This is a genomic window from Intrasporangium sp., from assembly GCF_051961875.1.
Lineage (GTDB): Bacteria > Actinomycetota > Actinomycetes > Actinomycetales > Dermatophilaceae > Intrasporangium_A.
In genome coordinates, this window is sequence record NZ_JBQCCV010000313.1 from 12123 (window position 1) to 30458 (window position 18336).

Genomic DNA, 18336 nt, shown 5'->3' on the forward strand with positions numbered 1-18336 from the left:
TTAGTGCAGTCGCTGCAAATTTGCAGTTCATGCAGGAAAGCGCCTATCGTCGAACCATGAGCACGACCGACGCCGAGTGCGGCCTCCGGGAGCGCAAGAAGCGCGAGACGCTCTTGGCGATCCACCGGGCGGCCCTCGAGCTCGTCGAGGAACGCGGCTTCGACGCGGTCCGCACTGAGCAGATCGCCGAGCGGGCCGGTGTCAGTGCCCGCACGTTCTTCAACTACTACCCGTCGAAGGACAGCGCAGTCCTCGGCCGCCGCGCCGAGGACTTCGAGGAGATGCGCGACGCGATGCTCCACGCGCCGGCGGACGAGTCGCCCCTGGAGGTGATCCGCCGGCTCGTCAGCGACTACTTCTCGTCCTCGACGCTCGACGTCGAGCTGCGCGAGCAGCGGCGGCGGGTCCTCATCGGTGAGCCGACCCTGGCTCCGGCGCTCGTCCGCAACAACATCCTGCTCGAGAACGTCCTCACGGAGGCCCTCGAGCAGCGCCTCGGCGTCCAGCCGGGCGCGGCGCTCGGGCCCCGCGTCGTGGTCAACGCCGCGATCGGCGCGATCCGCGCCTGCATCGAGCACCGCCAGTCGGGCGGGGCCGGCACGATCGAGGAGCTCGCCGAGGACGCGATCCGGATGCTCGCGCGGGGGCTCGATCCCGCGCCCATCCGCTGATCCCAACAGGTGGTATGCCGCCCCGCCGGCTCGTGTGGCGACGTGACCCTCCGCTTCCATCGAGTGAGCACTCAGCCTCAGGAGCGCCACCGTGGGCGTGACGGGTGGGACGGCGCTCACTCGTCGGGTAGTGGCCTCTCAACAGGGTGGGGTGGCCGGACCTGCGGTCGGGCAGGATGTGCCCATGAGCGAGCAGCACGGGGTCGTGTTCCCGTTCGTCGACGGTCGTCGCAGCACGGCGGCCACGGGGCGGGCCGTCGTCGCCGACGCCCTGCGGGCCGCCGACCCGGTCGGTGCCGGATCGGCCGCGCGGGAGACGAACTGGCGGCAGGGCTACCTGAGCCACTTCCGGCGTCTCGTCGAGGCGGGCCTGCCCACGCCCGAGGCGGCCACCGGCATCGCCCGAGCCGGCCTGGCCGGGCTGCACGAGCGGATGCGGTTCGTCGTCGAGGGGGCGGACGCACCCGTCGCTGCCGCCTTCGAGCAGGCCGGCCCCGAGCTGGTCTCCGAGACCGTGGCCGGCTCCGGCACCCCCGAGCGGGAGCTGACCCTCCCCTACCGCGGCGAGCGACTCTCCGGGGATCGCCTCCGTCACCGGCTCGACGACTGGCTCACCCGCGGGGTCCTCGAGCCGTCGGCGCACGAGGCCGTCAGCAGGGTCATCGCGAACCCCGAGTGGCTCGACCTCTCCGACCGGACCGTCGTCGTCCTCGGCGCCGCCGCCGAGATGGGCCCGCTCCGCTCCCTGCTGCGCTGGGGCGCGCACGTCGCCGCGGTCGACCTGCCACGGCCGGACCTGTGGGCGCGGCTGCTCGACGAGACCCGGGAGCTGGCCGGCACGCCGACCCTTCCCGTGACCAAGGGCGACGGCGACCTGTCCCACCGTGCCGGTGGCGACCTCGTTCACGACCTCGGCGCTGTGACCCGCTGGGTCTCCACGCTCGAGGGGCCGCTCGTCCTCGGCAACTATGTCTACGCGGACGGCGCCACGAACGTGCGGGTGTCGATGGCCGTGGACGCCCTGACGGACAAGCTGATTCGCGACCGCGGCGCGGGCGACGTCGCGCTCGCGTTCCTCGCGACGCCGACCGACGTCTTCGCCGTCCCGGCCGGCGCGGTGGAGCGGTCCACGCTCAACTACGCCCAGCGCCGCACCTCGAAGTGGCTCCGGGTCCCGCTGCGGACCTTGAGCGGCGGGCGGCTGCTGAAGCGCAACTACGTGCCGGGCAGCGATCCGGGCATCAACGACTCGGTGGTGCTCCAGCAGGGGCCGAACTACCTGCTCGCGAAACGGCTGCAGCGGTGGCGCGCCACGGCATACCGGGCGGACGGCGGGCTCGTCTCGCTCAAGGTCGCGCCACCCACGCGGACCCGGTCCGTGGTGAAGAACCGGGCCCTCGCGGCCGCCTACGCGGGCGCCCACCGCTTCGGCGTCGAGGTCTTCGAGCCCGGCACCGCGAACACGCTCATGGCCGCGCTCCTCGTCCACGACGTGAGGACCGGCAACCCCGGGCAGCCACATCCGTGGGAGGACGAGGCATATGGCGCGACGCACGGCGGCCTGTGGACGTGCGCCTATGAACCGCGCAGCGCGCTCGGACTTGCGGCCCTGCTCGGCCTCGGCGCCGCCCGCTGACTCAGCCTCGGCATCTCCCGGCGGCCGCATCCCTGGTGTGACGCGCGGGGCAGAGCGGTGACTCGACTGGTGCGGTCCACACGTCGAGTGAGCGGCCGGTCACACCCGTCACATCGGGGTAGGTCAGGGCCGACGAGAGGAGCGCGCACATGGGGATGCTCGACGACAGGGTCGCCTTCATCACCGGCGGCGCGAGCGGCATCGGCGCCGGCACGGCCCGGCGCTTCGCCCAGGAGGGGGCGGCCGTCGTGCTCGCCGACATCCAGCCCGACGACGGCGAGCAGGTCCGCGACGAGATCCGGGACGCGGGCGGCACCGCCGACTACGTCCACTGCGACGTCACCGAGGCCGAGTCGGTCCGACAGGCGATCGACGGGGCGGCCAACCGGTTCGGCCACCTCGACATCGTCTGCGCCAACGCCGGGATCAACGGCGTCTGGGCACCGGTCACGCAGTTGCAGCCCGACGAGTGGCGGCGCACCATCGACATCAACCTCACGGGCACCTACCTCACGGTCCACTTCGCCGTGCCCCACCTGCGGCGCGCCGGCGGCGGGAGCATCATCATCACGAGCAGCGTCAACGGGACCCGCAGCTTCGGGACGGCGGGGGCTGCGGCATACAGCTCCTCGAAGGCAGGGCAGGTGGCCTTCATGAAGATGATGGCGCTCGAGCTCGGCCGGGACGGCATCCGCTGCAACGCGATCTGCCCGGGCACCATCGAGACGGACATTGGCGAGCGCACCGAGCAGCACGACACGGAGCGGATCGGCATCGAGGTCGAACTGCCCCAGGGCAGCCCCGCCATCCACGGCGGCTTCGGGAAGCCCGCCGACGTGGCCGACGCGTGCCTCTTCCTCGCCTCCGACCTCGGGCGGCACGTCTCGGGAGTCGCCGTCTTCGTCGATGGTGGGGCCTCCCTGCTGCGTTGACCTGACGTGACGGTGTCATTGACGGCGACACGGGCCGGGACGACCGCGCACGCCGGCGGGCGACGTGCCAAGGTGGAGGCCGTCCACCCCGCTCACGGAGAGGCGACCCGCGATGACGCGCGCTCTCGTGCCCCCGGTCGTCACGGAGGGCCCGACCCTGACCGAGCTGCGGCTCGAGGTGCGCGCATTCCTCGACGAGCAGATCGCCGACGGCCGGTTCGTCCCGCACGTCGACACGTGGCTGACCCGATGGGACCGCGAGTTCACGCGTGAGCTCGGCCGCCGCGAGTGGTTGGGGATGACCATTCCCACCGAGTACGGCGGGCACGGCCGCACCTTCCTCGAGCGGTTCGTCGTCACGGAGGAGCTGCTCGTGGTGGGCGCGCCCGTGGCGGCGCAGTGGGTCGCCGACCGGCAGATCGGCCCGTCGCTGCTCCGCTACGGCAGCGAGGAGCAGAAGCACGCCTTCCTCCCGCGCATCGCGGCCGGCGATGTCGTGTTCGGCATCGGGATGAGCGAGCCGGACGCGGGCTCGGACCTCGCCGGCGTCCGCACCCGCGCGGAGCGGGTCGATGGGGGCTGGCGCCTCACCGGGACCAAGGTGTGGACCTCCGGCGCGCACGAGGCGGACGCGTTCTTCGCGCTCGCCCGCACCGCGCCGGTGGACCCGGCCGACCGGCACGCGGGGCTGAGCCAGTTCATCGTCGACCTGCGCGCACCGGGTGTCGGGATCCGCCCGATCATCTCCATGGGCGGTGACCACCACTTCAACGAGGTGCACCTTGACGGCGTCCTCGTCCCCGACGAGCGGGTCCTCGGCCAGGTGGGCGAGGGCTGGACCCAGGTGACCTCCGAGCTCGGGTTCGAGCGCAGCGGTCCGGAGCGCTTCCTCTCGACCTTCCAGCTGCTCGCGGAGGCCGCCTCGGCCATGGACGAGGGGCGGCTGCCGCAGGACCCCGGCCTGGGTCGGCACGTCGCCCGGGTCGCCGCGCTGCACCAGATGTCCTTCGCGGTCGCCGCGGCCCTCGAGGCACACCAGGAGGCCGACACCGCGGCGGCCGTCGTCAAGGTGCTCGGCACGACAGGCGAGGGTGACATCGCGGACTATGTCGACACGCTGACGGCGACGGGCTGGGTCGAGGACGAGGAGCTCTACCGGCTCCTGCACGCCGCCATCCTCCAGCGGCCGGGCTTCACGCTGCGCGGTGGGACGAACGAGATCCTGCGCGGGGTCATCGCTCGCCGGCTGGGGCTGCGATGAGCCCGCGCCTTGACCCTCGTCTGGCCCGGTCGACCTCGCCGGACCCCGACCTGGTCGCCGTGCTCACCGACGTGTTCGACGACTACCGGCGGAGGCGGCCCGCCCCGCGTGAGGTCGCAGACTTCGATCCCGTGCTGTGGCAGCGGCTCGATCAGCTGGGCCTGACCCGGCTCACCGTCCCCGAGGAGACCGGCGGCAGCGGTGCCACCTGGTTCGAGGGCGCGGCCCTCCTCGGGGTCGCGGCCGGCGCCGGTGCACCGGTGCCGCTCGTCGAGCACGGGTTCCTCGCCGCCTGGCTCCTCCAGGCCGCCGGCCTGCCGAACGACGGCGCGCTGCGGACCGCCTGCCGCCCAGACCCGGGAGGTGTCGCCCTCAACGTCACCTACGGCCGGGATGCCGCCTGCCTCGTGGCGCTGTTCGAGGACGGGGATGAGTGGCGGGTGGCGGATGTGCCCGCGGACCGGGTCAGCATCACCAAGGGCCGCAACCTCGCCGGTGAGCCGAGCGAGACGGTGGAGTTCGACCTGGCCGACCTGACCTCGGGCACGCTCGTCGACGAAGAGGTGGGCGAGCAGTTCCATCTTCGCGGCGCCCTGGCCCGCTGCGCTCAGGTGTGTGGGGCGTTCGAGCGGATCGTCGAGGTCGTCGTGACCCACGTGCAGGAGCGCGAGCAGTTCGGCCGGCCCATCGGCCGGTTTCAGGCGGTCCAGCATCTCGTCGCCGACATCGCCGCCGAGGCCGCGGTGGCCCGGGCCGCGACGGACACCGCGGTTGCGCGCCCGGCGGATTCGGACTGGACCGATCCGGGCCTGCTCTTCGCAGTCGGCGTCGCCAAGTCCTGCGTCGGGCACGCCGCCTCGGTCGTCGTTCGAGGCGCCCACCAGGCGCTCGGCGCGATCGGCACCACCCTCGAGCACGAGCTGCACGTGCTGGCCAAGCCCGCCTTGGCCCGGCGCAGCGAGTTCGGCTCGATCCACGAGTGGGACGAGACCCTGACCCGGCTGGCCGCCTCGGCCGGCCATGACCGGCTCTGGTCCCTGGTCACGACCGGCCGCGCCACGCCCCAGCACTGAGACAGACCCGAGAAGGAGAACCCGTGAGCGAGATCGGCTATGCCGTCGAGGACCACGTCGCCGTCATCACCCTCGAGGCCCCCGAGCGCCGCAATGCCCTCTCCGTGCCGATGGCGGGCGAGCTGACAGAGGCGGCCCTCACCGCCGAGGCGGACCCGAGCGTCGGCGCGGTCGTCGTGACCGGAGGCCCTCACTTCTGCGCCGGCGCCGCGCGCAACGTCCTCGCCGAGGCCGGGGTCGACCCGACGGAGGACGGCAACTACCGCAACCTCGGCGCGGTCTACGAGGCGTTCACCAGACTGGGCGGGATCGGCCTGCCGACCATCGCCGCCGTGCGGGGCGCGGCCGTGGGGGCCGGGCTCAACCTCGCCCTGGCCACCGACCTGCGCATCGTCTCCCGGACGGCCCGGCTCCTGCCCGGCTTCGCCCAGATCGGCATCCATCCCGGCGGCGGCCACTTCACCCTGCTGGCCCGCGTGGCCGGGCGGGAGGCCGCTGCCGCGATGGGCCTGTTCGGGGAGGAGGTGGACGGCGCGCGCGCCGTCGAGCTGGGGCTGGCATGGGCGGCATACGACGACGCGGACGTCGAGGGCGAGGCGTTCGCGCTGGCCCGCCGCGTCGCTCGGGACCCTGCCCTGGCCCGCCGCCACGTCGCGTCGTTCCGCCACCAGACGGCTCCCGGCGGCCTGCCCTGGGCCGCCGCCGTCGAGCTCGAGCGCGCGCCGCAGATGTGGTCCCTGCGCCGCAAGCATGGAGCACCGTCAGGAGGCTGAACGAGCGGGCCGCCCTGCCGGTCTCACGGGCCGGCAGGGAAACCGCAGACGCGACGCGTCTGAGACATTGCCGCCCCGAGCGCGCAGCGGGTGCAAGGATGGGCCGGTTGTCGTCCCGAGGAGTTGTGCCCGTGCTGTCCCACTACCGACCGCTGTTCAGGGTCCCCGGGGCACGGGTCTTCATAACCGGAGGCATGGTCGCGCGCTCGGCCGGAGCGATGTTCGGCGTCGCGACCGTCGCGATGATCGCCGCACGACGCGGCTCCTACGAGCTCGCCGGCGCGGTCATGGCGGTCGGGATGACCGCGCTCGCGCTCTTCGCGCCCTTCCTCGGTCGCCTCGTGGACCGGTTCGGGCAGCGCCGGATCGCCATCCCCTTCTTCATCTGGTCCGGCTTCTGGGCGGTCATGACGATCCTCGTCTCGCTCAAGGGCTGGCCGAGCTGGATGTTCTTCATCACCTACCCCCTCTGCGGCGCGATCCCGAACCTCGGCACGATGGCCCGCGCGAGGTGGTCGCACATCTTCCACGACGATCCCAAGAGCCTGCACACCGCGATGTCCTTCGAGCAGGTGATGGAGGAGGTCACCTTCGTCATCGGCCCGGTCCTCGCCGTCTGGCTCGCGACCGCGCTCTTCCCGGAGGCCGGCTTCGTCTTCGCCACCGCCTGCTACGGCGTCGGGGTGCTCGTCTTCATCTCGGCCCGCTCGACCGAGCCGCCCGTCGTCCCGCACCACGAGCGCCCGCGTGGGTTCGCCTTCAACCAGCCCGGCATCGTCCCGCTCGCCTTCATCATGACGATGACCGGGGTCATCTTCGGCGCCAACGAGGTCGTTACGATCGCCGTCGCGGACGCGGCCGGCCACAAGAACGCCGCCGGCCCGATCCTCGCCCTCTATGCGCTCGGCTCGGCCCTGTCGGGCGTGATCTTCGGCGCCCGGTCGCACGGTCGCAACCTGCTCAAGCTGCTCATCGTGGGCACCCTCGGGATGTTCCTCCTCGAGTCGCCGGTGCTGCTCGCCGGGCCGCTGCCGGTCCTCGCTCCCGTCATGTTCGTCGCGGGCCTCGCCACCGCCCCGACCCTCATCACCACGATGAACCTGATCGAGCGGCTCGTGCCCAAGGCGCAGATCAACGAGGGCATGACGATCGTGCTCACCGGGCTCATCGTCGGCATCGCCCTCGGCTCGGCCGTCTCGGGTGCCGTCGTCGACCGCGTCGGTGCCCACGAGGGCTACCTCGTCGCGATCCTCGCGGGCGTCCTCGCCTTCCTCATGGCGCTCGCGACGCGCGCCTTCCTCAGCCGGCGCGCGCTGCACGACCTGCGCTGAGCCGGCTGAGCGGCACACCCCACGCGCCGTATGCCGTTCAGTCAGCGTGCCGACCTGCCAAGGTCCCCACGGGGCTGGGTATCCTGCCTGCAGGAGCCGTCCTGGGTTCGAAACGACGGGCCAGCGGGGCGGACAACGGCAGGAGGAACCATGCCGGACGAGAACGGTCAACGGGATGTGGGGCAGCTCTTCGCGGCCCTGTCGACGCTGATCTACGGTGGCGCGGAGCCGGAGCGGATCTACCAGTCCGTCGTCGACGCCGCCGTACAGCTGGTCGACGGCTGCGAGCACGCCTCCATGATGCTGCGGCGGGGGAAGAGCTACGAGTCGGCGGCCTCGACCGACGCACTGGCGCACCGGATCGACCAGATCGAGGTCGAGGTCGGCGAGGGGCCGTGCCTGGACGCCATCGAGGAGGACGCCTACCAGCACGACGCCGACCTGACGAAGGGCACCACGGCGTGGCCCACCTTCCGAGAGCGGATCCTCGCCGAGACCCCGGTGCGATCCGCTATCGGCTACCGGCTCCTCGTCGACGGCGCCAAAGTGGGGGCACTCAACATCTTCTCGGAGCGGCCGGGCGGGTTGACGACGCAGTCGGCCGACCAAGGTGCCGTGCTCGCGGCCTTCGCCTCGGTCGCGCTGATGACCCTCTCCGCCCGCGACGACGCGCACAGCCTGCGGAAGGGCCTCGAGAGCAACCGTGAGATCGGCAAGGCCATCGGCCTGCTCATGGCCGCACACAAGGTGTCCGCGGACGAGGCCTTCGAGATCCTGCGCAGGACCTCCCAGGAGCTCAACGTCAAGCTCGCCTCCGTAGCGGCGGAGATCATCGACGGGCAGGAGCTGCAGTTCGGCGCCTGACCAGCGGTGCCGCGGTCAGGGGGTGATGACGAGCGCGTCGAGCACCCGCCGAGCAACCTCGCCGTCGCCGTGGACGGTGTAGCGGATCTCGTCGGTGCTTCGGCGACCCGCGGCCCGGCGGGTGAGGGCCTCCGTGGTCAGCTTGATGCCGGTGATCCGGGGCAGCTCGTCCGTGGCGGTCGGCTCGGCGCCCGTGAAGAGCGGCGCCCCGAACGGCCGGCCGTCCTCTCCCTCGATCACCCGCGCACCCTCCCGGCCGATGAGTGGCCCCGTGACGTCGACGACGACGGCGTGCCCGACGGGCACCCGGGCGTCCCGGGCGATGATGCGGGGCAGGGCGTGGAAGATCGCGTCCACGAAGACGGCGGCACCGGGGGAGTCGAGGTTGCCGGGCCGGCCCAGGGCCGCCCGGATGTCCTGCTCGTGGACCCAGGTGTCGAGGACCCGGCGCCGCAGCTGCGCGCCGAAGGTCGTCTCCGGGCCGAAGATCCCGCCGATGACCTCGTCGAGGGGGGTCGCCGCAGCGCGCAGGGCCGCCATCCGGATCGGCAGGTGGTCGGCGAGCTCGTGGACCACGAGCTTGCCCGGGATGCCGCGGCGGGCCTCGACGTCGTGCTCGATCCGCCGGGCGAACTCGCTGCGGATGTGGGCGTAGTCCGGCACCTCCACCCGAGGCGTCGGGATCCCCGCGAACGACTTCTCCGCCCCGACGACGTGTGCGATCTGGTCCTTGACCGTCCAGCCCGGGCACTCGGTCTGGATCTCGAAGTCGCTCTCCCGACACGACAGCCCGAGGTCGATGATCGCCTGGCAGTTCTGCTCGAAAGCAGCGAGCAGGCCATCACGGTCCTCGGGTGGGGACGGGTGCATCGGCATGCCGACAGAGTACTTACCCTTGACACATGTCGTCCCCGACCCCTGTCCGGGCTGGCGGCACGCGCCGATGGGTGCTCGTGCCGCTCGTCGTGCTCGTCGGACTGCTCGCATCCGCCCTCGCCGCGGCCTTCACCGGGGCTGCCGCGCCGCTCGAGGCGGGGCTCAACTCTGCGGGCGACGCGGTCCGATGGGCCCTCCCGCTCCTCCGGGTCGTGCACGACCTCATGGCGTCGCTGACCGTCGGCGCCCTGCTGTTCGGCGGCATGCTCGTGCCGGGGAAGACCCGGCGCACGACGGAGGGCCTGGACGAGCCGCGGCGGGCGGCGGCCTATCGCATCGCCACGGTGAGTGGCTTCGCGTGGGGGCTGCTCGCTGTGACGATCGTCGTGCTCCAGTTCGCCGACCTTGCCGGTATGCCGCTCACCGCGCCCGGCTTCGGCGCGAGCTTCACGGCCACCGTGTGGTCGATCGAGCCGCTCCGGATCGGCCTCATCAGCGCCGGGTGTGCCGTCGTCGCCGCCACCGGCGCCTCGTTGGCCCGCTCCCGGTGGACGGGCGTATGGCTGCTCGCGATCGCCCTCTTCGGCGTCCTGGTCCTGGGGCTCGCCGGCCACGCCGGGGGCTCGGCCGACCATGAGACGGCGGTCAACTCGATGGCCGTCCACCTCGTCACCGCGGCCGTCTGGGTCGGGGGCCTGCTCACGCTCATCCTGATGCGGCGGCGGGTCGGCCGCTCCCTCGGCACCGTCGTGCGGCGCTACTCGATGCTGGCGCTCTGGTGCTTCGCCGCCCTCGGGATCTCCGGGGTCATGGCCGCCACGACCCGGCTGGCCTCGGTCGCCGACCTCGTCACGACCCACTACGGCATCCTCCTCTCGATCAAGATCACGGCCTTCGTCCTGCTGGGGCTCGCCGGCTGGTGGCACCGGGAGTCGACGATCAACCGCATCGACGGTGCCGCGACTGCGGGGGAGCCGGTGGCACGGCCGTTCCTGCGCCTCGCCGTGAGCGAGGTGCTCCTCATGGGCGTCACGTTCGGCGTCGCCACCGCCCTGGCCCGGAGCGCTCCGCCCGTCCCGGAGATCGTGCCGAACCCGAGCGTCGCGCTCGCCCTGACAGGATTCCCGGCGCCCCCTGCCCCGACCGCGCTGTCGTGGCTGACGACGTGGAGGTTCGAGTACCTCTTCCTCGCGACGGGACTGCTCGCGATCGGCCTCTACGTCGCCGGCGTGATCCGGCTGAATCGTCGGGGGGTGAGGTGGCCCGTCGGCCGGACCGTCAACTGGCTCGTCGGCTGGCTCATCTTCATCTGGGCGACCAACGGATTCCTCGGCGTGTACGGTCGCGTCGCCTTCTCCTGGCACATGACGCTGCACATGATCGAGGCCATGGTGATCCCGATCTTCCTCGTGCTCGGGGCCCCGATCACCTTGGCGCTGCGGGCGCTCAAGCCGCGCAAGGACGGCACCGTCGGGCCGCGCGAGCTGATCCTCGCCGTCATCCACTCCCGCTACGTCCGCGTCGTCGGCAACCCGATCTTCGCCGGGGCCTTCTTCTTCATGAGCCTCGTCGTCTTCTACTGGACGAACCTGTTCTACCTGGCGCTCACGACGCACACCGGGCACATCCTGATGACGGTGCACTTCGTCCTTGCCGGCTACTTCTTCGCCTGGGTGCTCATCGGGGTCGACCCCGGCCCCAAGAAGTGGGGACCGGCGCTGCGCCTCGTCGTCCTGTTCGCGACGATCTCGTTCCATGCCTTCTTCGGTGTCGCCCTCGTCGGCGGCGAGTCCATCCTCGCGCCGGACTTCTTCAACGTGATCAAGCTGTCGTGGATCACCGACCCGCTCGCCGACCAGCGGCTCGGCGGGTCCATCGTCTGGGCCATCGGCGAGCTGCCCTCGCTCGCCCTCGCGTTGATCGTCGCCGTGCAGTGGGCACGGTCCGACCGGGCCGAGACGAAGCGGCGCGACCGGCAGGCCGACCGCGACGGCGACGCCGAGCTCGCCGCCTACAACGCCCGCCTCGCCGCGCTGGCGAAGCGCGACGAGCGCCACCCGACCGCCTGACGGCTCGGGGCTACTACGAATAGTAGTATGATCGTCGACGAGGAGGTCGAGTCGAGATGCCGCGAGCCACGCCGAAGTGCCCCATCCGGGTGGGCGAGCCGTGCTCGCTGTGCTTCCCTGGGGCGAGCGGGCCTCAGGACTGCGGACTCGTCTATCTGGTCCAGTCCGACCCGGAGTGGCGCGAGCAGCTCGCCGACAAGCGTCGCGAGGTTCAGGCCGCCCGCGCTTCCTGAGCGTGGACGGTCGACGCGCCGAGGTCGGCGACGTGTGAGGCTTGGCCCATGAAGGTTGCAGTCATCCAGCTCGCCTACGGCGATGGTGAGTCCGTCGCGGAGCGGACCGCTCGGGTCACGGCACTCGTGCGGCAGCAGGAGGGGCACGACCTCGTCGTCCTCCCGGAGCTCTGGGCGGCCGGTGGGTTCGACTACCGGAACTGGCCCGAGCGGGCCGAGCCCGTCGACGGGCCGATCGCGCAGGCGCTCGCCTGGGCCGCTCGCGACGCCGGCGTCACGCTCCATGGTGGGTCGATCGTCGAGTCCGGCGCCCCCGAGGCCACTGACGGGCACGGCTGCTGGAACACCTCCCTCGTCTTCTCGGCGGACGGTGAGCTCGTCGCGACCTACCGCAAGATCCACCGCTTCGGCTTCGGACAGGGGGAGCCGAAGCTCATGGATCCAGGCGCCGACATCGTGACCGTCGACGTCCCCGTCGCCGGCCGCGAGCCCGTCCGTGTCGGGCTGTCCACCTGCTACGACCTCCGCTTCCCGGAGCTCTACCGCGCGCTGCTCGACCGGGGCTCGGAGGTCTTCGTCATCCCAGCTGCGTGGCCGAAGCCCCGGATCGCGCACTGGTCACTGCTCGGCCGCGCTCGCGCCATCGAGGACCAGTGCGTCGTGGTCCAGTGCAACACGGCCGGCAGCCACGCCGGCCACGAGATGGGCGGCCAGTCGCAGGTCGTCGACGCCTCCGGTGCCGTCCTGGCCGAGGCCGGGCCCGACGAGGAGGTCCTCAGCGTGGAGGTCGACATCCCGACGGTTCACCAGGTCCGCACTGCGTTCCCGGTCCTCGCCGACCGGAGGCTCTGATGGCGACCCAGAATGCCGTGCCCAGCGCCCGCGCCCGTGCTCGCGTCCGCGCACCGGAGCTTGTCGGCCGCGGGTGGCTCAACACGGGCGGCCGCCCCATCACCCTGTCCGACCTCCGGGGCCGCATCACCGTCCTGGACTTCTGGACCTTCTGCTGCGTCAACTGCCTCCACGTCCTCGACGAGCTCCGCCCGGTGGAGCAGGAGTTCGACGGAGCCCTCACGATCATCGGGGTCCACTCACCGAAGTTCGAGCACGAGGCCGACCCCGTCGCGCTCGCCGCCGCCGTCGAGCGGTATGCCGTCCACCACCCGGTGCTCGACGACCCTGAGCTCACGACGTGGCGGGCCTACACGGCGCGCGCGTGGCCGACGCTGGTCGTCATCGACCCCGAGGGCTTCATCGTCGCCTCGATGTCCGGCGAGGGGCATGGGCCCGGCCTCGCGGCGCTGGTGCGTGAGCTCATCGCGGAGCATACGGCGAAGGGCACGCTCCAGCCCGGCGACGACCCCTACGTCCCGCCGGCGCCGGCCGACACGACGCTCCGGTTCCCGGGCAAGGCAGTTGCCCTCCCGGACGGTTCCTTCCTCGTCTCCGACACTGCAAATCACGAGGTGGTCCATCTCGAGGCTGACCTCGAGACCGAGCGCGCACGATGGGGCGGCCCGGGTGTCCTCAACGAGCCGCAGGGCCTCCTGCTCGCTCCTCCTGCGCTCCGCGAGCGCCTCGACGTCGACGTCGTCGTCGCCGACTCGGTGAAGCATCAGCTCAAGGGAATCCGGTTCTCTGACGGCACCATTCATACTCTGGCCGGCACGGGCCGACAGCTGCGGGAGCGGAGCGGCGGCGGTCCGGCGCTGGCCCAGCCGCTCTCGACCCCGTGGGACCTCGCCTGGTTCGGAGACCGCGTCGTCGTCGCCATGGCCGGCACGCACCAGTTGTGGGCCTGGACGCCGGGCGAGACCCTGGAGGACGGCGTCGTCGAGGTGGTGGCCGGCACGTCGAACGAGGGGCTCGTCGACGGGCCGTCGCGGCAGGCCTGGTTCGCCCAGCCCTCCGGGCTCGCCACGACGCAGGCCGGCGACCGGCTGTGGATCGCCGACTCGGAGACGTCTGCCCTACGGTCCCTGCGCCGCAATGAGACTGGCGACCTCGTCGTCGAATCCCATGTCGGGACAGGGCTGTTCGACTTCGGCCACCGCGACGGTCCGGCGGACCAGGCCCTGCTCCAGCATCCCCTCGGTGTCACGGAGCTGCCCGACGGATCCGTGGCGATCAGCGACACCTACAACGGCGCGATCCGCCGCTACGACCCGCCGACCGGGCAGGTCACGACCCTGGCCCAGGGCCTTGCCGAGCCGAGCGATGCCGTCGTCGAGACGGATCCGGAGACCGGCCAGACCCGGCTGGTCGTCGTCGAGTCTGCCGCGCACCGCCTGGTCCGGGTGCCGCTGCCCGAGGATGCGCAGCAGGTCGACGGGCCGGCGCACCGCACCCAGCGACCACCGACGACCCTGCCGCCGGGGACCGTCGAGCTCGAGGTCAGCTTCGTGCCGCCGCCCGGACAGAAGCTCGACGACCGCTGGGGCGACCCGACGATGCTCGACGTGTCCGCTTCTCCGCCCGAGCTGCTCGCCGCGGGAGCCGGGCGCGCGCGAGGGTTGCGGCGCACGCTCGAGGTGGTGAGCGGCATACCGAGCGGGACACTCCACGTGTCGGTGCAGGCTGCCGCCTGCGACGGCGACCCCGAGACCGGCGAGGTGCCCGAGCACGCCGCCTGCCATCTCTTCCAGCAGGACTGGGGCATCCCGGTCACCGTCGACCCCGAGGGCGACTCGCGGCTGAGCCTTGATCTGCGGGGCGTGTGAGCAGACCCCGGCGTGGGTAGGGGACGGCCGAGGCGCGCGGCCCCGCGTGCCCCGGACAAGGAGACGAACATGGGTATCGGTCTCGGAATCATCCTGCTCGTACTGGGCTCGATCTTCTACTTCACGAACCTCGACACGAGCCTGCTCAACACGAACCTCAACACCGTCGGCATCATCCTCATGGCGGCCGGTGCGCTCGCCATCATCCTCGCCCTCATCATCAACGCGCAGCGGACCCACACGGAGCACACGACCGTCGTGGAGCGCCGCGGCGGTCCCGATGTCGTGGAGCGGGAGCGTCAGGTCATCGACCGTGACGACGAGGTCTGACCTGACCTGACAAAGAACTTCGGGGCCACGGCGGCCCGGGTGCCAGCACGGGGTGCCCGGGCCGCCGTCTGCGTGCTCGCCCCTCCTGCGGCTAGAACGCCGCTTCGGGCACGTCCATGAGGGAGTTGTCCGTCGCCTCGACGATGGCCCGCTCGGCCGCGAGCCGGGGCAGGACGTTTCTCGCGTAGAAGGAGGCGGCAGCGACCTTGCCCGTGTAGAAGTCCGCGTCCTTGCCGGCCGCCCCGGCGTCGAGCGCCCGCTGGGCCACCTCGGCCTGTCGGAGCAGGAGCCAGCCGACGAGGAGGTCGCCGGCCGCGAGCAGGAACCGCGTGCTGTTCTGGCCCACCATGTAGAGGTTCGAGACGTCGCCGCCCATCCGGGGGTCGGACTTCATGAGGTCGCCGACCATGTGGCCGAGCATGCCCTGGACGTCCTCGAGCGCCTTGCCGAGCAGCTCACGCTCCCGGTCGAGCGAGCCGCCGAGGTCCTTCGCGAACTCCTGGATCTGCCCCGCGACGTGCTGCAGGGACTGGCCCTTGTCCCGGACGATCTTGCGGAAGAAGAAGTCCATGCCCTGGATCGCCGTCGTGCCCTCGTAGAGGGTGTCGATCTTCGCGTCCCGGACATACTGCTCGATCGGGTAGTCCTGCAGGAAGCCGGAGCCGCCGAGGGTCTGGAGCGACTCGGTGCCGAGCAGCACCCAGGCCCGCTCCGAACCGAGGCCCTTGACGATGGGCAGGAGCAGATCACTGACCCGGCTCGCAAGCTCCGCGTCAGATCCCTTCTCCAGGGGGGCGGCGGGATTGCCGCCCTGTGCCTGGGCGACGACGTCCTGCTGTGCAGCGGTGTAGACGACGAGTGCCCGGAGTCCCTCGGCGTAGGCCTTCTGGAGCATCAGCGACCGGCGCACGTCCGGGTGGTGCGTGATCGTGACGCGCGGCGCCGTCTTGTCCGTCTGCTGCGTCAGGTCCGCGCCCTGCACGCGCTGCTTCGCGTACTCGAGGGCGTTGAGGTAACCGGTCGACAGCGTCGCAATTGCCTTGGTGCCCACGAACATTCGCGCGTTCTCGATGACCTTGAACATTTGCGCGATGCCGTCATGGACATCCCCGAGGAGCGTGCCGACGGCCGGCTCGTGCTCGCCGAAGGTCACCTCGCACGTGGTGCTGACCTTGAGCCCCATCTTGTGCTCGACGTTCGTGACGTAGACGCCGTTGCGGTCACGCAGCTCGCCGGTCTCGAGGTCGACGTGGAACTTCGGGACGATGAAGAGCGAGAGGCCCTTCGTGCCGGGCGCCGCCCCCTCGGGGCGGGCGAGCACGAAGTGGACGATGTTGTCGACCATGTCGGACTCGGCTGACGTGATGAAGCGCTTGACGCCCTCGAGGTGCCAGGTGCCGTCCGGCTGCTGCGTCGCCTTGGTGCGGCCGGCGCCGACGTCGGAGCCGGCGTCCGGCTCGGTGAGAACCATCGTCGTGTGCCAGCCCTGCTCGACGATGTGCCGGGCGAGCTTCCGCTGGTCCTCGGTGCCGAGGTGGTAGAGCAGGTTCGCGAAGGAGTAGCTGGCGGAGTACATGTGCACGGCGGGGTTCGCGCCGCAGACCATCTCCGCGACGGACCAGCGCAGCGACGGCGGGACGACCATGCCGCCGAGCTCGGCCGGCGCGTCGAGGTTGCCCCAGCCGGCGTCGACGTAGGCGCGGAACGACTGCTTGAACGAGTCGGGGATCGTGACGGAGTGGGTCGTGGGGTCGTAGACGGGCGGGTTGCGGTCGGAGTCGAGCAGGCTCTCGGCGAGCTCGTTCTCGGCGAGGCGCGAGACCTCGTGGAGGATGTCCTTGGCGGCGTCGACGTCGACGTCCGCGTAGATGCCGTGCCCCAGCACGTCCTGCCGGCCGAACACCTCGAACAGGTTGAACTCGAGGTCGCGCACGTTGCTCTTGTAGTGGCCCACCGCTGCTCCAACTCCTTTGTTACCGACGAGTCAACTTTCATCATGCTACCCGGTAGTAACAATCGCAACCGGAACGGCCCGTATGCCGGTGGGTCGGCCCAGCGGCATACCTCGCCTCTCGGTGCTGGCAGGGACAGCGAAGGGCCCGGTCCGTGCGGACCGGGCCCCTTCGTGGCCGGGGTCAGCTGGACGGCGGGGCCTCGTAGGCCCACAGCCGCTTCGCGACGGCGTCGCTGACCACTCCGGTGCTCCCCAGGACGACGATGCGGGCTGGCTTGAGGCGGGTCAGCTCGTCGAGCGTGGCCTGGGGCACCGTGGTCGCGCGAGTCAGCAGGATGGGGCCGCCGCGGAAGCCGCCGGCCGCGCCGCCGGCTAGGGCGTCGGGGAAGTCGTCCCCGGTCGCCACGAAGGCGATCGGGACGCGGGTGCCGAAGGTCGTGGCGGACACCTTGGCGGCTGTGGTGTAGCGGTCCGACCCGGCGGCCCGTGAGACGTTGGCGGAGTAGGCCCGGAGCGACTGCTCCACCGAGGCCGGGACGACGCCGGTGCTGCCGAGGACGACGATGCTGCGGGGCTTGAGCCTCGCCAGCTCCGTGGCCGTGGCGGGCGGGATGGACCCTCCCTTGACGAGCAGCACCGGTCCGTCCTTCATGCCACCGGCGGGGCCTCCGGCGAGGGCATCCGGGAAGTTCGTGCCGGTCGCGACGTAGGCCACGGGTGCCCCGGCAGCGAAGGTGGACCGCGATACCGCGGAGGCAGTGTCGTAGCGGTCCGGGCCGGCCTGGCGCTGCACCGTGCCGGCGTAGGACCGGAGCGTCGACTCCAGCGACGCGGAGATCACCCCGGTCGAGCCGAGGACCACGATCTTGCGCGGCTTGAGCCGCCGCAGCTCGGTCGCCGTCGCATCGGGGAGGCTCGTCTTGCGGGTGAGCAGGATCGGGCCGCCCAGCGACCCGGCCGCGGCGGCCCCGGCGAGGGCGTCGGGGAAATCGGCGCCCGTGGCGACGTAGGCGACGGGAGCGCCGGCGCCATAGGTCTGCGCGGAGACCGCCGCGGCCGTCTCGTAGCGGTCGGCGCCCGCCAACCGGGCGACGGCCGGGGCGTAGGTGGCAGCCTGCTGGCGGATGGTCGGCAGCTTGGCGTAGAGGTACTTGCCCGGGCACTCCGTGTAGTTGTCCTTGGCGTCCCGGTGCCCGGAGATGTTGTCGTAGGTCTTGCCGTTGATCGTGGTCCTGCCCTGGACGTCGAAGTGGTGGATCGACGCCTTCCAGGCGATGAGCCGGGCCAGCGCGGTGACGGTCGCGCTGCTTGGCTGGGCGGTCTCGTAGTTGCCGATCACAGACGCGGCGAAGACGTCCGAGTTGAGCCCGTAGGTGTGCGCACCGACGACAGCCTTGTCGACCCCGCCCCAGCGCCCCTCCCAGATCCGGCCGAACCGGTCGACGAGGAAGTTGTAGCCGATGTCGCGCCAGCCGTTGCCCTTGACGTGGTACGTGTAGATGCCGCGGATGATGCCGGGCACCTGGTCGGCGGTGTAGTCGTTGGCGTTGACGGTGTGGTGCACGAAGGCGGCCCGGACCCGGCCATAGGCGGGGTAGGACTGGTCGCGGATC

The 18336-nt window shown here is 71.6% G+C and carries 16 protein-coding genes; 13 read left to right on the forward strand and 3 right to left on the reverse strand.

The genetic code is table 11. From position 1 onward, the window contains the following. Positions 1–56 precede the first annotated feature (56 nt). The 8 genes from ACTHJJ_RS19215 (at position 57) to ACTHJJ_RS19250 (ending at position 8541) form a co-directional block, all read left to right on the forward strand. Entirely contained in the window at positions 57–671 is a 615-nt protein-coding gene (locus ACTHJJ_RS19215; protein ID WP_440304555.1) for a TetR family transcriptional regulator, read from the forward strand. Between the two features lie 184 nt (positions 672–855). Next, positions 856–2307, forward strand: a complete 1452-nt coding sequence (locus tag ACTHJJ_RS19220; protein ID WP_440304556.1) for a hypothetical protein — start codon at positions 856–858, stop codon at positions 2305–2307. 149 nt (positions 2308–2456) lie between these two features. Then, a complete protein-coding gene (locus ACTHJJ_RS19225) occupies positions 2457–3239 on the forward strand; it encodes an SDR family oxidoreductase (protein ID WP_440304557.1) in 783 nt (260 codons plus the stop codon). A gap of 112 nt (positions 3240–3351) precedes the next feature. Further along, positions 3352–4500 (forward strand): acyl-CoA dehydrogenase family protein, encoded by a 1149-nt coding sequence (locus tag ACTHJJ_RS19230; RefSeq protein WP_440304558.1) that lies wholly within the window; start codon positions 3352–3354, stop codon positions 4498–4500. Continuing rightward, positions 4497–5573: an acyl-CoA dehydrogenase family protein gene (locus ACTHJJ_RS19235; RefSeq protein ID WP_440304559.1), complete on the forward strand. Its 1077-nt coding sequence runs from the start codon at positions 4497–4499 to the stop codon at positions 5571–5573. The genes ACTHJJ_RS19230 and ACTHJJ_RS19235 overlap by 4 nt, the downstream gene beginning before the upstream one ends. Positions 5574–5596: 23 nt before the next feature. After that, positions 5597–6346, forward strand: coding sequence for an enoyl-CoA hydratase-related protein (locus ACTHJJ_RS19240; RefSeq protein ID WP_440304560.1), 750 nt, complete (start codon positions 5597–5599; stop codon positions 6344–6346). A 194-nt stretch (positions 6347–6540) separates the two neighbouring features. Next, the gene (locus tag ACTHJJ_RS19245; RefSeq protein WP_440304561.1) at positions 6541–7677 is read left to right on the forward strand and encodes an MFS transporter; all 1137 of its coding nucleotides are present in this window, start codon (positions 6541–6543) and stop codon (positions 7675–7677) included. 150 nt (positions 7678–7827) lie between these two features. Beyond that, the gene (locus ACTHJJ_RS19250; RefSeq protein WP_440304562.1) at positions 7828–8541 is read left to right on the forward strand and encodes a GAF and ANTAR domain-containing protein; all 714 of its coding nucleotides are present in this window, start codon (positions 7828–7830) and stop codon (positions 8539–8541) included. Positions 8542–8556: 15 nt separating this feature from the next. On the opposite strand, the gene ACTHJJ_RS19255 is transcribed toward ACTHJJ_RS19250, so the two are convergent. After that, entirely contained in the window at positions 8557–9417 is an 861-nt protein-coding gene (locus tag ACTHJJ_RS19255; protein ID WP_440304563.1) for a maleylpyruvate isomerase family mycothiol-dependent enzyme, read from the reverse strand. A 26-nt stretch (positions 9418–9443) separates the two neighbouring features. On the opposite strand from ACTHJJ_RS19255, the gene ACTHJJ_RS19260 reads away from it, so the two are divergent. The 5 genes from ACTHJJ_RS19260 (at position 9444) to ACTHJJ_RS19280 (ending at position 14769) form a co-directional block, all read left to right on the forward strand. After that, positions 9444–11486, forward strand: coding sequence for a cytochrome c oxidase assembly protein (locus ACTHJJ_RS19260; protein ID WP_440304564.1), 2043 nt, complete (start codon positions 9444–9446; stop codon positions 11484–11486). A 56-nt stretch (positions 11487–11542) separates the two neighbouring features. Beyond that, a complete protein-coding gene (locus ACTHJJ_RS19265; protein ID WP_440304565.1) occupies positions 11543–11719 on the forward strand; it encodes a DUF6767 domain-containing protein in 177 nt (58 codons plus the stop codon). Positions 11720–11767: 48 nt separating this feature from the next. Then, entirely contained in the window at positions 11768–12571 is an 804-nt protein-coding gene (locus ACTHJJ_RS19270) for a carbon-nitrogen family hydrolase (protein WP_440304566.1), read from the forward strand. Further along, entirely contained in the window at positions 12571–14439 is a 1869-nt protein-coding gene (locus ACTHJJ_RS19275) for a redoxin domain-containing protein (RefSeq protein ID WP_440304567.1), read from the forward strand. Before ACTHJJ_RS19270 ends, ACTHJJ_RS19275 begins: the two co-directional genes overlap by 1 nt. Before the next feature lie 69 nt (positions 14440–14508). Then, positions 14509–14769 carry a DUF6458 family protein gene (locus ACTHJJ_RS19280; protein ID WP_440304568.1) on the forward strand — a complete coding sequence of 87 codons (261 nt, stop codon included), beginning with the start codon at positions 14509–14511 and terminating at the stop codon, positions 14767–14769. 91 nt (positions 14770–14860) lie between these two features. Here the strand turns inward: ACTHJJ_RS19280 and ACTHJJ_RS19285 are convergent, their stop codons facing one another. Both ACTHJJ_RS19285 and ACTHJJ_RS19290 read right to left on the reverse strand, forming a co-directional pair. Beyond that, complete coding sequence (locus tag ACTHJJ_RS19285; protein WP_440304569.1) at positions 14861–16723, reverse strand: acyl-CoA dehydrogenase; 1863 nt, start codon at positions 16721–16723, stop codon at positions 14861–14863. A gap of 181 nt (positions 16724–16904) precedes the next feature. Beyond that, positions 16905–18336 (reverse strand): cell wall-binding repeat-containing protein (locus ACTHJJ_RS19290; RefSeq protein WP_440304570.1); only part of this gene is annotated, 1432 nt, incomplete at its 5' end.

Coding starts and splice junctions, on each gene's coding strand:
- ACTHJJ_RS19225 (WP_440304557.1), top strand. CDS start 2,457: ATGGGGATGCTCGACGACAGGGTCGCCTTCATCACCGGCGGCGCGAGC.
- ACTHJJ_RS19250 (WP_440304562.1), top strand. CDS start 7,828: ATGCCGGACGAGAACGGTCAACGGGATGTGGGGCAGCTCTTCGCGGCC.
- ACTHJJ_RS19220 (WP_440304556.1), top strand. CDS start 856: ATGAGCGAGCAGCACGGGGTCGTGTTCCCGTTCGTCGACGGTCGTCGC.
- ACTHJJ_RS19265 (WP_440304565.1), top strand. CDS start 11,543: ATGCCGCGAGCCACGCCGAAGTGCCCCATCCGGGTGGGCGAGCCGTGC.
- ACTHJJ_RS19280 (WP_440304568.1), top strand. CDS start 14,509: ATGGGTATCGGTCTCGGAATCATCCTGCTCGTACTGGGCTCGATCTTC.
- ACTHJJ_RS19270 (WP_440304566.1), top strand. CDS start 11,768: ATGAAGGTTGCAGTCATCCAGCTCGCCTACGGCGATGGTGAGTCCGTC.
- ACTHJJ_RS19245 (WP_440304561.1), top strand. CDS start 6,541: ATGGTCGCGCGCTCGGCCGGAGCGATGTTCGGCGTCGCGACCGTCGCG.
- ACTHJJ_RS19275 (WP_440304567.1), top strand. CDS start 12,571: ATGGCGACCCAGAATGCCGTGCCCAGCGCCCGCGCCCGTGCTCGCGTC.
- ACTHJJ_RS19260 (WP_440304564.1), top strand. CDS start 9,444: ATGTCGTCCCCGACCCCTGTCCGGGCTGGCGGCACGCGCCGATGGGTG.
- ACTHJJ_RS19255 (WP_440304563.1), bottom strand. CDS start 9,417: ATGCCGATGCACCCGTCCCCACCCGAGGACCGTGATGGCCTGCTCGCT.
- ACTHJJ_RS19215 (WP_440304555.1), top strand. CDS start 57: ATGAGCACGACCGACGCCGAGTGCGGCCTCCGGGAGCGCAAGAAGCGC.
- ACTHJJ_RS19235 (WP_440304559.1), top strand. CDS start 4,497: ATGAGCCCGCGCCTTGACCCTCGTCTGGCCCGGTCGACCTCGCCGGAC.
- ACTHJJ_RS19230 (WP_440304558.1), top strand. CDS start 3,352: ATGACGCGCGCTCTCGTGCCCCCGGTCGTCACGGAGGGCCCGACCCTG.